The following is a 13,500-nucleotide window of genomic DNA, read 5'->3' as shown; positions in this document are numbered from 1 at the left end:
CTTCGCGTCGCATGAGCGGACACTGTGCCGATGATTCGCTCGCAGGCTCGCTCATGGCGGTTCAGCGTGCCAAACCGCCGTCAGCCTCCGGGCGCCGGGGCAAGCGCCAGCTGACGCGACTGGCAGACCAGCCTGCCCTGCGAGTCCACCACGACGGCGTCCGAATCGAACCAGGCCTCGTGCACCGACTGGGCCTGCACGATCACCCGCAGCCAGCCCGGCGCCGGGCGGGTGCGCAGCAACGCGGTCAGCTGCACGGTCGGCGCCCAGCCGACGCGGCCGAGGTTGTAGACCACCGGCGGGTTCACGTCACCCGCGAGCAGGGCGAAGTAGGGATCCGGCAGACCGTGCCGCGGCCGGACCCACAGGCGGATCTTCGGCGGGTCGCCGATCCGGCCGTGCAGATAGCCGACGCTCGCCGGATCCAGCCGGACTTCGCAGCCCTTCGCCAGATTGAACATGCCTTCGGACGTCTCACCGGTCATGGGCACCGCGCCGGGCGGAGGCTCGGCGGGCATGGCCGGGACGTCCGTCCACTCCGGACGCCGCATCGGCAGCCGCCCGGTGGTCACCCTGGCCTCGACGCAACTGCGGCCCCGCTGCTCCAGCAGGACCGCGACGACCGAGGCGCGCCTTCCGACCTTCCGGACGTCGGTACGCAGCAGCACCGGCCCCACCGCCGGGGGGTGCAGGAACTCCGCGCTGATCGCCAGCGGCTCGGATGGCGGTTCGCCGCGTTCGTGGAGGAGCGAGAGGGCGGTCCGCGCCATCAGCGCCATCAGGAAGCCGCCGTGCGGATGGCCGCCGATCGACCATTCGGTGCGCAGTACCGCCGTGAACGTGCCGTCACCCAGTGATCGAGTCGCGCATGCCGCGTCGAAGGAGGTGCCCGTTTCGTCTGCCGCGTTCACCGAGCACTGACCCAGGCCACGAGCCGATCCATCGGGGTGCGGGAGATCAACAAGCGCAGCTGGTTCACGGTCGGAACTTTACGTGTAGCAGCGCCTTGGGCGCAGGCAGGAATGAATCTCCGCACCTGGAGACGATCTTTGTCACTGACCGAGGTGAAACCTCGCGAACAAGAGTGACTCCGCGAGGTCTCGCGACCGCTGTGCCGCGCTCGGCGACCGGCGGGTGTTGATCTCCAGAACGATCTGTCCGGCGAAATCGCTGTTCACGAGCTTTTCGAGCAGTTCGGCGCAGGGTTCGATCCCGCGTCCGGGCACCAGGTGCTCGTCCTTCGGGAGGCCGGTGCCGTCCGCCAGATGGACGTGCGTGAGCCCCTTTCCCATTCGTTCGGCGAGCGCGAGGGCGTCCATTCCGGCTGCCGCTGTATGGGACAGGTCGAGCGTGTAGTGGCGAAACCCTACGTCCGTAGGGTCGATCGACGGCCGGAAGGCCGACACGCGCGAGGTCCGCGACCCACCGGGCGGGCGGACCTTGAACATGTTCTCGACGGCGATCTCGATGCCGCTCTCTTCTTCGAGTTCGTCGACGAGGTCCCCGAACGCGTCGCCGTAGCGGCGCTGCCACCGGAACGGCGGATGCACCACGACCGTGCGCGCGCCCAGTTCCAGTGCCGCGTCCACGGACATCCGCAGGCGCACCTCGGGATCCGGCGACCACACGCGCTGGGTGATCAGCAGCGACGGCGAGTGGATCGACAACACCGGCACCCCGGTGCGGCGCGACCATCGGCGCAGCGCGGAGACGTCCTGGCTGACCGGGTCGGCCCAGATCATCACCTCGACGCCGTCGTAGCCGAGGTCCGCGGCCATCTCGAAGGCCACGCCCGCCTTCAACGGCCAAACGGACGCGGTGGATACGCCTACTGGAATATTTGCCGCGCTGTGTTTGTCTGTCGCGCCCTTCGCGATCTCGCTGCCAGGGCGCGAGTCCCCGAGAGCACTCACGGGGAGAGCCTAAAGCGCCCTGGCACCGGCTAACGCGCGACCAGCAGGAGTGCGGCCGGTGAGACCGTCACCACCAGTCCGACCAGCACCGCGAGCACCGTGGTCTGCAGATCTTCCGCCCGGCGGATCTTGCGGACGATCCACACCAGCGCGACGATCACCAGCAGCGCGGCGACCAGCGCGGCGGCGGGGATGTTCACCCACAGCCAGTTGAAGCCCAGCCAGACCCCGGCGCCGCCGACCACGCCGAGGGCGAGCTGACCGGCGAGCGCCAGCCACTGCTTCCCCGGTGAGGCGTTCTCGGCGGGCTCCTCGGCCTCGACCTCTTCGACGACGTCCGCGTCCTGCTCGTCGTAGTCGTCTTCGTAGTCGTCGGCGCGGTAGCCGTACTCCTCGCGGCCGAAGTCCGGGCCACCGTCGGGGTACGCCGGGTCGGCGAACTCGCGTTCGTACTCGTCGAGGTTGTCCTGCCGCTCGCGGTCGTCGAGCGAATGCGGCGGCACGAACGGCATCGGCGCGGGGTGGGGCTGGTGGGACGAAGCCTGGGTCGGCGGGCCGGCGTCGAACGGGTCCTGTTCGGGGTCGGCGTCCGGTTCGAGGGGTGCGACCGGGGGTTGCACCGGCGGGATCCCGCCGATCTCGGTGTCCTCGGACTGCACCTTCTGCCTGCGTTTGCGCCAGCCCGCGAGACCGGCGGGCGGAGCCGCGGGCTCTACGGGCGCCTCGGCTTCGGGCGCGGTGTCGTCGCCGACCGCGGCGAACTGCTCGGTGCTCGGCTCGGCCTTGGGCTGGGCGGGACGAGCGGGCGGACGACGGCGCCGCGCCGGCTGGGCGGGCGGGGTCGCGAACGCGCCACTGGCCATCGGGCCGGGCGGGTCCTGGACGTCTTCGGGCGGAGCGTCGGCCCCGCCGTCGAGTCTCGCCGAAAGTCCGGCGGACGGCGGTCCGGCGGGGGGCTCGGGGCGACGGCGGACCGGCGGCACGGCGCCACGGGTCTCCTCCGGGCCCGCGGGCCGCGGACGGCCGCGCGGAGGCAGGCCCTCGGAATCCGGCGGACGCTGCTGGTAACCGGACTGTTCCTGCGGCGGGGTCGGCCGCACGAACTGGCCCGACTGCTGAGGCGGCTGCGGCGGACGCTGCTGGTAACCGCTCTGCTCCTGCGGCGGGGCAGGCCGCACGAACTGCCCCGACTGCTGAGGCGGCTGCGGCGGACGCTGCTGATAGCCGCTCTGCTCCTGCGGCGGGCGCACCGGCGGCGTCTGCCGGGTCGGGGTGGACGCGACGTTCGGCGGCACCGGCAGCGGCGCGGAGTCCTGCTGCGTTGGCGGAACGGGACGCGCGCCGGGGTTCGAGGTACTTTTTTCCGCCGAGAATCCATCAGGCGGAGCTTGGGGTCGCGAACGGCGCGGCGGGCGCGAAGGCGGCGGCGGGGTGTCGCCGGACACCCTGTCGATGATCGCCTGCGGCGCCGTGTCGCTCACCGAGGGCTCGCGCCGGCCGCGCGGCGGCTCGGGAGCCTCGTCCTCGTCGTCGGCCGCGCGGCGTCGCCTGCGGCGTCCGCCTTCGGGCTGGGCTCCGTGCTGCGCGAGCAGCTCCGCCACGGTCTTCTGCGGCGGGCCGCTCTCTGTCTCGTCCGTCATACCGTGCTGTCCAATGCGCGCTCCAGCCGTTGTGAACCGGCACGCGACGGGGCATCGGCGGCGTCGCGCGCGCTATCCACCGTCATCCGCATTTCCGTCACCTCTTCACCGTGCCCGTTCTCCTTCGACGAAGTCCAGTCGGGCGCTGCCGCCCACAGTCTCGTCCGCACCGTTCGAATGGTCCAGCCGTCGCAGGATGACACCTTCTCGCAGTGCCCACGGACAGATCTCCAGTTCTTCCAGGGAAAGCGCCCGCATGGTGGCTTGTGCGACGAGCGCTCCCGCCACCAGCTGATGCGACCTGCTCGCGCTGACCCCTTCGAGTTGTGCCAGGTCATGGGCGGTCATCCGGGAGATGAACGCGATGAGCTGGCGCAACGCGGTGTCGGTCAGGGTACGGCGCACATGTGGCCCGCTGGTCGACGGCGCCGCTCCGGTCAGCCGGGCGAGTGACCGGAACGTCTTCGACGTCGCCACGACACGATCGGGTTCACCCAATTTGGCGACCTTCTTCGCGAGCGGGGCGAGTTGTTCTTCGAGCCACGCCGAAGTCGCGATGAGCTCGGAGCGGGTCGGCGGGTCGTGCTGGAACCGCGTCCGGGTGGTCCGGCCCGCGCCCAGCGGGAGGGATTCGGCCAGCTCGGGTTCCTCGTCGCGGCCCATCGCGATCTCCAGCGAGCCGCCGCCGATGTCGAGCACCAGCAGCTTGCCCGCCGACCAGCCGAACCAGCGGCGGACGGCGAGGAAGGTGAGCCGGGACTCGTCGACCCCGGAAAGCACCTTCAACTCGACGCCGGTCTCTTCTTGGACCTTCGCCAGTACCTTCGGGGCGTTCTTGGCTTCGCGGACCGCCGAGGTCGCGAACGCCATGACGTCTTCGCAACCGAGCCGGAGGGCCGCCGCCTTCGCGGATTCGACCGCCCGCACGAGGCTGTCCGCGCCCGCGCGGCTCAGGTCACCGTTGCGGGTGATCTGCTCGGCGAGCCGCAGGACGGCCTTTTCGGAATGCATCGGGGTCGGGTGGGCGCCACGGTGGGCGTCGACCACGAGCAGGTGGACGGTGTTGGAACCGACGTCGAGTACCCCTAGGCGCACGAGCGTCTACGGTACCCGCCCGCACGTCAGGTCACGAAACCGTAACCGTGATCTGTATCGCAACAGCCGGTGGCTGAAGGGGACTTTCCCCGCATGCGATGAGGGGAAAGCTCCCTTCACCGCGTCTTATGCGGAGAAAGTCCCCTTCAGCTCACGTCTCGAACTTGTAGCCCAGACCACGCACCGTGACCAGGTGCCGGGGCGATCCCGGGTCCGGTTCGATCTTCGACCGCAGGCGCTTCACGTGGACGTCGAGCGTCTTCGTGTCGCCGACGTAGTCCGCGCCCCACACCCGGTCGATCAGCTGCCCGCGGGTGAGCACGCGGCCCACGTTGCGCAGCAGGTACTCGAGCAGGTCGAACTCCTTCAGCGGCAAGGAGACCTCCTGGCCGTCGACGGTCACCACATGCCGCTCGACGTCCATGCGCACCGGCCCGGCGGTCAGCACGAGGGGCGCGAGGTCGCCTTCCGAGCCCGGCTCACCGCCACGCCGCAGCACCGCCCGGACCCGCGCGATGAGCTCGCGGGCCGAGTACGGCTTGGTGACGTAGTCGTCGGCGCCGAGCTCCAGCCCGACGACCTTGTCGATCTCGCTGTCGCGCGCGGTCACCATGATCACGGGCACCGCGGAACGCTGCCTGAGCTGCTTGCAGACGTCGGTGCCGCTCATACCGGGGAGCATGAGGTCGAGGAGCACGATGTCGGCACCGTTGCGGTCGAACTCCTCGAGTGCCTGCTGCCCCGTCACGGCGACGGCGGCGGTGAAGCCCTCTTTGCGGAGCAAGAACGCGAGCGGGTCGGCGAACGACTCTTCGTCCTCGACGATGAGAACCCTCGTCACAGGTTTCCTCCATGGTCGGGGCTTTCTTGCCCTGTTGCCACGAGACGGGGTGTCCGCTCGGGGGTCTTCTCCGGCCGGGATGCCGGCGGAGCCTGTTTCGCGGCCGCGGCCGGTTCGGCACCGATGTGCGCGGGGATCCGCAGGGTGAACGTCGACCCGGTGCCCGGACGGCTCCAGAGGCCGACCGAACCGCCGTGGTTGGCGGCCACGTGCTTGACGATCGCCAGCCCCAGCCCGGTGCCGCCGGTCGACCGCGAACGCGCCTTGTCCGACCGGAAGAACCGCTCGAAAACGCGCTGCTGCTCGTCTTCGGCGATCCCGATGCCGCGGTCGGTCACCGCGATCTCGACCTTCCCGTCGACCAGCCGCCTGCTGATCGACACCGGGCTGCCCGCCGGCGAGTACGCGACGGCGTTCTCCAGCAGATTCGACAGCGCGGTGACCATCAGCGTGCGGTCACCTTCGATCAGCAGCCCGCTGGCCGAGTCGGTGGTGATGGTGATCTCGGCGGATTCCGCCGACAGCGTGGTCCGGCCGAGCGCCTCGCGGACGACGGCGTCGACCTCGACTACGTTCAGGTCGGGCAGCCGTTCGGCGCCCTGCAGCCGCGAGAGCGCGATCAGCTCGGTGACGAGCTGGCCGAGCCTGGTCGACTCGCGGAGGATCTTGCCGCCGAAGCGGCGGACCTCTTCCGTGTCCTCCGCGGCGTCGAGGACGGCCTCGGTGAGCAGCGCGATCGCACCCACCGGCGTCTTCAGTTCGTGGCTGACGTTCGCGACGAAGTCCCGCCGGACCGCTTCGAGGCGGATCGCCTCGGAGTGATCGACGGCCTCGACCACGGTGAACCCGTCGCCCAGCGGGCGGACCTCGCCGAGGACGGCTTCGGGCTGGCGGCCCCTCGCCTCCAGCGGGGACAGGTCGATCTCCATCGGGTCGTCGGTCTCGACCACCTGCTCGGCGGCCTTGCGGGCCCGCGGATCGGCCTGGTTGACCTTCACCAGGCCCAGCTCGTAGGCCCGCGGGTTGTGCAGGACCATGTCACCGAACTTGTTGAGGACGACGACGCCGTTGTTGCTGGAGCGCACGAGGCGTTCCAGCAGTTCGGCCACGGTGGGTCCGGTCGGGCGACGCTCCTCGCGGCGGGCGCGGCCCCTCGCGATCAGGAAGCCGACGACCACACCGACGATCAGTCCGCCGACGGCCAGGGCGAGTGCAACAGGCGTGGTCACAGGGGAATCGTAAGCGTGCGGGTAGCCTTTTGGCCTAGTCCCGGCCGCGTACTCGTGATGCCTATGACACCTGGGGACACCCTGTTCGCCTGCAGGTCAGACGCCGTTCACGTGGTCGACCCCTGGCCGAGATCTCCTGGGTGAGGCGGGTCACCCGAAGTGGGGACATCTGCGGCACCGGACGCCCGGATCCCTACTTTCGTCTTGACTATCCGGGCAGCGTTCTTCCGGCGCGTGGGCAAATAGCGACGTTCCCGCACGGCGGCCGGGGAATGTTGGAAGACTGTCGCCGTGGAACTCGTCAGTGACATCTCCCTTATTCGCGGAGAAGAAGAGCTGTTCGACCGGACGGCTCATCTGTTCGTCGCGGCGACCGACATCGCGTGCGCGGCCGACGACCTCTACACCTGGGCACTTTCCCGGCCGTCGCTCACGCGGCAGGGCGAACGGCTGGTGCACGACAAGCGGATCCGGAAGCTGTACCGCCCCGGCGTCCTGCTGAACGAGCAGACCGCCCAGCATCTGCATCACCTTTCCGGTCTCGGCGCGCAGATCCGGATCGGCACCGAGGAGATCAACGAGACCATCCTGCTCGACCAGCGGGTCGCGATCATGGCCGGTGACGAGGGCAAGGCGGTGCGCTCGTACAGCGTCATCTCGCGCCCGGAGCTGGTTCAGGGCATCCTGTCGCTGTTCGAAACCGCCTGGCAGGCGGCCGCGACCCTGGAGACGTTCGACGCGCGGTTCGCCGACATCCGGATGGAGGCACCGCAGATCCTCGAGTTCCTGACCACCGGCTGCAAGGACGAAAAAGCGGCGAAGAGCCTCGGCATGGGCGTGCGCACCTATCAGCGGCGCGTCTCGGAACTGCTGGTCGCGCTCGGCGTGACGTCGCGGCTCCAGGTCGACGCGCGGGCGCGGGAGCTAGGCCTGCTGTGAAGCGCTGGGCCGGGTTCGCCGTACTGCTCGCGCTCGCGGGCTGCACCACGGCGGTCTCCGGCACCGCCCGGCCCGAACCGGAAACCCCGCCTTCGAACCTCGCGCTCGTCGATCCGGCGCGGACGGCGTCGGTGCTGACGGCGGTGAAAACGGCCACCGAAACGGTGTTCTCCTACGACAGTGCCGCCCTGCCCGCCTACGAAAAGGCGGCGAACGAGAACCTGACGCCGAGCGCGCGCGACGAGCTGGCGAAGCTGTTCGCCGAGGTCCGGAACTCGGCGGAACCGATCAAACTGGTCACGCGGGTGATCGTCTCGGCCGCCGTCGAGCAGACGCCGGACAAGGCGCGGGTGCTGGCCGTGCTCGACCAGAGCAGTACCAGGGCCGGGGCCACGAGCAAGGGCATCGCTTCGGTGCTCCTCGCGACGGTGCGCGAGGGCGAACGCTGGCGCATCGGCGAGATCAAGGTGAACCCGGCCGGATCGCCGGTCGCGCCGGAGAAACCGGGCGCGGGTGACCGGGCGATCGCGAGGGTGCGGGATTCCGCCCGTGACGGTGCTCTGAGGGCCGCGGAGGCCCTGCTGAGCTTGGACCCAGCCGACCCCGAGGGCAGCTACGCCCGCTACGAGTCCGTCTCGACCGGACAGCTGCTGACGGGCTTCCAGAAGGACAAGGCGGCGCAGGTCGCCCGGCTCCGGACCGCGGGCACGAAGTCGGCGATGGATCCGAACGCGGCCGCGGCGGTCATGGAGCTCGTGGACGACAAGGCGAGCGTGCTGCTCTACGCGACGACGACCGTCACGGACGCGTCGGGCCAGGCGACCAAGAAGTACCTGCCGGTCGTCCTGCGCCTCCAGAACCTGCCCGAGGGCTGGAAGGCCGCCGGTATCGAGACGGTCCAGGCCCTCCTCTGACGCAATTCGTCCTCTGGTCGCGGTGGTTCGAGAGCGAACTACCGCAACCAGAGGACGAAACGCGAGGAGGAGCTAGCGGCCCTGGTTCGCCACGGCGGCCGCGGCTTCCTTGGCGGCGTCGGGGTCCAGGTAGGTCCCGCCGGCGGTGACCGGCTCGAGGTCGTCCGTCAGGTCGTAGCGCAACGGGATGCCGGTCGGGATGTTGAGCCCGGCGATGGCGTCGTCGGAGATGCCGTCGAGGTGCTTCACCAGCGCGCGCAGCGAGTTGCCGTGCGCGGCGACCAGCACGGTCTTGCCCGCGCGGAGGTCCGGCACGATCGCGGACTCCCAGTACGGCAGCAGCCGCGCGACGACGTCCTTGAGGCATTCGGTCAGCGGGGCGGCGTCGCCGAGGTCGGCGTAGCGCGCGTCGCCCGCCTGGCTGAACTCGTCGGCCGGGTCGATCGGGGGCGGCGGGGTGTCGTACGAGCGGCGCCAGAGCATGAACTGCTCCTCGCCGAACTCGTCGAGCGTCTGCTTCTTGTTCTTGCCCTGCAGCGCGCCGTAGTGCCGCTCGTTGAGGCGCCAGTCGCGCTTCACCGGGATCCAGTGCCGGTCGGCGGCGTCGAGCGCCAGGTTGGCGGTCGAGATCGCCCGGCGCATCAGCGAGGTGTGGACGACGTCCGGCAGCAGGCCGGACTCGGCGAGCAGCTGCCCGCCTTTACGCGCCTCCTGCTCGCCCTGCTCCGACAGCGGCACGTCCACCCAGCCGGTGAACAGGTTTTCGGCGTTCCACGTGCTCTGCCCGTGACGCAGCAGCACCAGAGTCCCAAGCTCAGCCATGGGGTTCAGCCTGCCAGAGCCGGAAGAAGCGCCGGTCAGAGGGCCGGGATTGAACCACGTTCTACGGAGAGTGCGTTACCCGCGAGTAACACTTTCACCCGTCCAGAAGACGGGTTGCCAACAAGTCCGAATCTCCGGAAAACAAGCTGCACTCCGTTATCCCGGTTTTCGAAGTTCACTCGAACGGAGTAACCGGTAGTCTTGTGATTACAGGTGGAGATCTGACAGGTTGACTACGTCCCGCGCGGCCGGATTCCACGCACTCCCCGGCTCGACGCGGGTGACGACCGCGACTCGTCTCCCCCCTGCCGAGTCGCGGCGCCCGCCGGCCCCGTTGGCATCCCCCTCGTCACCGGGTCCACCTTGGCGGGAACTTCAGCGGGGCGGCTCGAGATCGCGACTCCCCCCTCCCTCGAGCCGTCCCGCCTAGTTTTTCCGGCTCACTCCAGCGGCGGAGCCGACGGCAGATCGGGGCCCCCGGCCATCGCGGGGGCCGCCGGACGGCGCCGCTTGCGCAGCCACCACACCAGGGCCGCCGCGGGGATGCCGAAGACCAGCAGGAACGGTGCCATCGCGCCGATCACGGTCAGCAGCCCGCCGCCGAAGGTCAGGAAAGCGTCCCAGCCGTCGGTCAGCCCGCCGAAGAACCCACCGCGGGATTCCTCCGCCGCCGCGACCGTTTCCGCCTTGATCTGCACCGAAATTGTCGACATGGCAACACTTCCGGCCAAACTCTCGCGGCGCTTCTGAAGCGACTCGAGTTCGGCTTCGCGGCTCGTGAGCTCACTTTCGACCGACGTGATCTCCGAAACCGAGGTCGCCCTGGCGAGCAGCGCGCGGATGCGTTCGACGCTCGCCTTCTGGGTGGCCAGCCTCGAGTCGACGTCGACCAGCTGCTCGGTCACGTCCGTCGCGGTGACCTCTCGCCGGACCTGCTTGCCCAGCTTCCCCAGCTGGTCCAGCACGCCGTCGAGGCGTTCGGAGGGGACGACGACGTTGATCGTCGCCCGCTTCTCCTGGGTGCTCTCCTGGCCGGTGTAGCCGGCGGCGCCCTGGGTGATGACGCGCACCTGCGAGATCAGGTCGGCCACGTTCGGCGTGGTGAGCTCCAGGCTCGCCGTGCGCACCAGCTTGCGGTCGGTGATCCCCGGCTGCCCGGCGGGCGCCGGCGTCTTGTTCGCCCCCGCCTTGCCCGTGCCGCCGGGGCCTTCCTGACTCGGCGCGCCCTGGTTCGGCACGGCCTGCTTGCCGTCGGCCGACATCGGCATCGCGGCGGATTCGCCGCCGGAATCGGTCGCCGAGCAGCCGGCCAGTGCCAGCACGATGCCGGCGGCGGCCACCCATCTCAATCGCTTGAACATCGATCCTTCTCCCTCCAGTGCTGCGGAGAGAGACGGAGCCGGGTTCAGACCCGTTGCACCGTTCGGGTCACGAGTCGGTCAAGGCTCCGGGTTCGTGCCCGTTCGCGGGCTCGATGAGGTGCTTGAACGCCTCCAGGTTCGCGAGCGACTCGCCGCGCGAGACGCGCCAGTCCCATTCTCGCCTGATCGATTCGGCGAACCCGAGTTCCAGCAGCGTGTTGAAGTCGCCGTCGGCGGCCTCCAGCACCTGCCCGAGGATCTTGTCCAATTCGGACTCGGTCACCGTGTCCAGGCCGAACTTGCCGACCAGGTAGATGTCGCCGATCGCGTCGACGGTGTAGTGCACGCCGTAGAGTTTCGCGTTGCGGCGCAACAGGAAGCGGTAAACGTCCTCATGGGACTCATCGGGACGGCGGCAGACGAAGGCCTCGACGGCGAACGCGTGGTCCCCGGCGACCAGCCAGCAGTTCGTCTGCAGTTTCTTGGTGCCGGGCAACGTGACGAAGTACTTTCCCTCGCCGCGCCTGTCGTACTCCAGGCCCGCACTGTCCAAAGAGGACCGTAGAGTCTCGTCGAGCGTCAAACCGCCACCTCCGCGCGCTGTTCGAGGGCACGCCGGAACGCGCCGGTCGCCTGAGCGTACGTGTCCAGCAGCCGGTCCGTCGTACGGCGCCAGGAAAAGCGCTGCGCGTGGACGACGGCGTTGGCCGAGAGTTCGGCACGCCACCCCGGCCGCAGCGCGACGTTGGCGAGCGCGGCCGCCCAGTCCTTCGGATCGTGCGAAGGCACCAGCAGCCCGGAAACCCCGTGCGGGACCGCGACCGGCAGACCGCCGACCTCCGCCGCGATCACCGGCGTCCCGCAGGCCTGCGCCTCGAGCGCGACCAGCCCGAACGACTCGTTGTAACTCGGCACGGCGACGATGTCGGCCGCACGGTAGACGTTGACCAGCGACCGGCCCGGCTGCGGCGGCATGAACCGGGTCTGCTCCTCGATGCCGAGGGAGACGGCCAGCTCACGCAGGGCCTGCGGCTGCTCCAGCCCGGTCCCGGACGGGCCGCCGACGATCAGCACGACCAGCCGCGACGCCAGCTCCGGCCGCTCGCGCAGCATTTCGGCCGCGGCCAGCAGGAGGACGTCCGGCGCCTTCAACGGCTGGATCCGTCCCGCGAACGCCAGCACGATCGCGTCCTGCGGCAGGCCGAGCGCCCGGCGCGCGGCTTGCCGCGAACCCGGCGTGAAGCGGTCGAGGTCGACGCCCGGGGGGATGGCGTGCACGGCGTGCGGGTCGGCGTCGTACAGCTCGATCAGCTCACGAGCCTCGACGCGGGTGTTCGCGACGAGGCAGTCCGCCTCGGTGACGACCTGTTCCTCGCCGATCACGCGGGTGCGCGGTTCGGGGGTGTCCCCCTCGGCCAGCGCCGCGTTCTTGACCTTCGCCAGGGTGTGCGCGGTGTGCACCAGCGGCACGCCCCAGCGATCGCGGGCGAGCCAGCCCGCCTGGCCGGAGAGCCAGTAGTGCGAATGGATGAGGTCGTAGTAGCCCGGCTCGTGGAACGCCTCGGCCCGCAGCACCCCGGCGGTGAACGCGCACAGCTGCGCCGGCAGCTCGTGGCGTCCCAGCGGCTCGAACGGCCCGGCCGGGATGTGCCGCACCAGCACGCCGGGCGCCAGTTCGGCGACCGGAGGCTGGTCCGAGGACGTCGCCCGGGTGAACACCTCGACCTCGACGCCCCTGCGGGCCATCTCGGTGGCCGTCTGGCTCACGTAGACGTTCATCCCGCCGGCGTCGCCGGTACCCGGCTGTTCCAGCGGAGAGGTGTGCAACGACAGCACCGCGACGCGCCTGGGCGCGGCATCGAACCCGTGCAGAGGGATCGTCACCTGGTCAACACTCCTGAAGTCCTACTGATCGGCGAACCCGCGCAGCAGATCACCGAACTCATCCGCTGCTTCGGCGAACGGCAGATGCCCCACCTCAGGTAACCAACGCATGACGGCACCCTGAATCTTCCCGGCCGCGTATTCCGCGCAAGTCGGATCGATCACAGCGTCCGCGAGACCATGGACGATCAGTGCCGGTTTGTCCAGATCGCGAAGAACATCCTCGCTCCCGGCGTCACGCCGGAACAGCGCGGAACGCACCGAAGGCGGCGTCGAAAGGCAGGCGCCGAGCAGAGATTGAGTGAGCGTCCCGGACACCGGCGAGGCGGTCATCCGCGCGCTGAACTGCACCAACGCGGGAATCGCGACCGCGGGATCGTCCGACAGCACCGCCGGAATCGCCTCGCGCATCGCAGGCCCGACCTTGCCGCCCGGCCGGTTCTTGCCGATTTCTGTGATAGCGCCCACAAAAACGACGCCCTTGAGCCGCGCGGAGCCGTGTACCCGGAGGTAGTCGGTGATGACCAGCCCGCCGTAGGACCAGCCGACGACGATCGCGTCGTCACCGGCGAAGTCGAGCACGGAGGCGAGATCCTCGGCCCAGACCCGCGGATCGTCGTAGCCCGCGGAAGGGACCTCGGAGTCCCCGTGGCCGCGTAGATCCATCGCGACCAGGCGAAACCGCTCGGAAAGCGCGGGATCGGCCATCTGGGGCGCCCAGGCCTTGGCGGACTGGGCCCAGCCGTGCACGAACACGATCGGACGGGTGTTCTCGGCGCCTTCGACCCACAAGCCGATGCGGGTCCCGCCGTAGCCGACTACCTCGGTCTTCATGCCCGCACTTTATGAGGTCGGCCGGGGT

13 protein-coding genes are annotated in these 13,500 nt (G+C 69.8%); 2 read left to right on the top strand and 11 right to left on the bottom strand.

The window, feature by feature from the left end; genetic code table 11:
* Positions 1-80: 80 nt before the first annotated feature.
* From BKN51_RS37020 to BKN51_RS36995, 6 genes are all read right to left on the bottom strand, one after another.
* Positions 81-911, bottom strand: coding sequence for a thioesterase family protein (locus BKN51_RS37020; RefSeq protein ID WP_101612006.1), 831 nt, complete (start codon positions 909-911; stop codon positions 81-83).
* A gap of 141 nt (positions 912-1,052) precedes the next feature.
* Positions 1,053-1,778: a sugar phosphate isomerase/epimerase family protein gene (locus tag BKN51_RS37015; protein ID WP_233223111.1), complete on the bottom strand. Its 726-nt coding sequence runs from the start codon at positions 1,776-1,778 to the stop codon at positions 1,053-1,055.
* A gap of 164 nt (positions 1,779-1,942) precedes the next feature.
* On the bottom strand, positions 1,943-3,553 hold the full coding sequence (locus tag BKN51_RS37010; protein WP_101612005.1) for a hypothetical protein: 1,611 nt from the start codon (positions 3,551-3,553) through the stop codon (positions 1,943-1,945).
* Positions 3,554-3,658: 105 nt separating this feature from the next.
* On the bottom strand, positions 3,659-4,648 hold the full coding sequence (locus BKN51_RS37005) for a Ppx/GppA phosphatase family protein (protein ID WP_101612004.1): 990 nt from the start codon (positions 4,646-4,648) through the stop codon (positions 3,659-3,661).
* A 151-nt stretch (positions 4,649-4,799) separates the two neighbouring features.
* Complete coding sequence (locus tag BKN51_RS37000) at positions 4,800-5,489, bottom strand: response regulator transcription factor (RefSeq protein WP_005167072.1); 690 nt, start codon at positions 5,487-5,489, stop codon at positions 4,800-4,802.
* On the bottom strand, positions 5,486-6,718 hold the full coding sequence (locus BKN51_RS36995; RefSeq protein WP_076164238.1) for a sensor histidine kinase: 1,233 nt from the start codon (positions 6,716-6,718) through the stop codon (positions 5,486-5,488). The genes BKN51_RS37000 and BKN51_RS36995 overlap by 4 nt, the downstream gene beginning before the upstream one ends.
* A gap of 291 nt (positions 6,719-7,009) precedes the next feature.
* Between BKN51_RS36995 and BKN51_RS36990 the strand changes: the two genes are divergently transcribed.
* Entirely contained in the window at positions 7,010-7,657 is a 648-nt protein-coding gene (locus tag BKN51_RS36990) for a LuxR family transcriptional regulator (protein WP_101612003.1), read from the top strand.
* Entirely contained in the window at positions 7,654-8,571 is a 918-nt protein-coding gene (locus BKN51_RS36985; RefSeq protein WP_101612002.1) for a hypothetical protein, read from the top strand. The genes BKN51_RS36990 and BKN51_RS36985 overlap by 4 nt, the downstream gene beginning before the upstream one ends.
* Before the next feature lie 72 nt (positions 8,572-8,643).
* On the opposite strand, the gene BKN51_RS36980 is transcribed toward BKN51_RS36985, so the two are convergent.
* The 5 genes from BKN51_RS36980 to BKN51_RS36960 form a co-directional block, all read right to left on the bottom strand.
* The gene (locus BKN51_RS36980; RefSeq protein ID WP_101612001.1) at positions 8,644-9,393 is read right to left on the bottom strand and encodes a phosphoglyceromutase; all 750 of its coding nucleotides are present in this window, start codon (positions 9,391-9,393) and stop codon (positions 8,644-8,646) included.
* 440 nt (positions 9,394-9,833) lie between these two features.
* On the bottom strand, positions 9,834-10,754 hold the full coding sequence (locus BKN51_RS36975) for a DUF4349 domain-containing protein (RefSeq protein ID WP_101612000.1): 921 nt from the start codon (positions 10,752-10,754) through the stop codon (positions 9,834-9,836).
* 67 nt (positions 10,755-10,821) lie between these two features.
* On the bottom strand, positions 10,822-11,337 hold the full coding sequence (locus BKN51_RS36970; RefSeq protein ID WP_101611999.1) for a YbjN domain-containing protein: 516 nt from the start codon (positions 11,335-11,337) through the stop codon (positions 10,822-10,824).
* Entirely contained in the window at positions 11,334-12,638 is a 1,305-nt protein-coding gene (gene mshA / locus BKN51_RS36965) for a D-inositol-3-phosphate glycosyltransferase (RefSeq protein ID WP_168214474.1), read from the bottom strand. Before mshA ends, BKN51_RS36970 begins: the two co-directional genes overlap by 4 nt.
* Positions 12,639-12,659: 21 nt before the next feature.
* Positions 12,660-13,472, bottom strand: coding sequence for an alpha/beta fold hydrolase (locus BKN51_RS36960; protein WP_101611998.1), 813 nt, complete (start codon positions 13,470-13,472; stop codon positions 12,660-12,662).
* Between the last annotated feature and the right edge of the window lie 28 nt (positions 13,473-13,500).

Origin of the sequence: Amycolatopsis sp. BJA-103 (assembly GCF_002849735.1) — a bacterium.
Taxonomy (GTDB): domain Bacteria; phylum Actinomycetota; class Actinomycetes; order Mycobacteriales; family Pseudonocardiaceae; genus Amycolatopsis.
The sequence above is the reverse complement of the archived record's forward strand: the minus strand, read 5'-3'. Positions and strand labels throughout refer to the sequence as shown.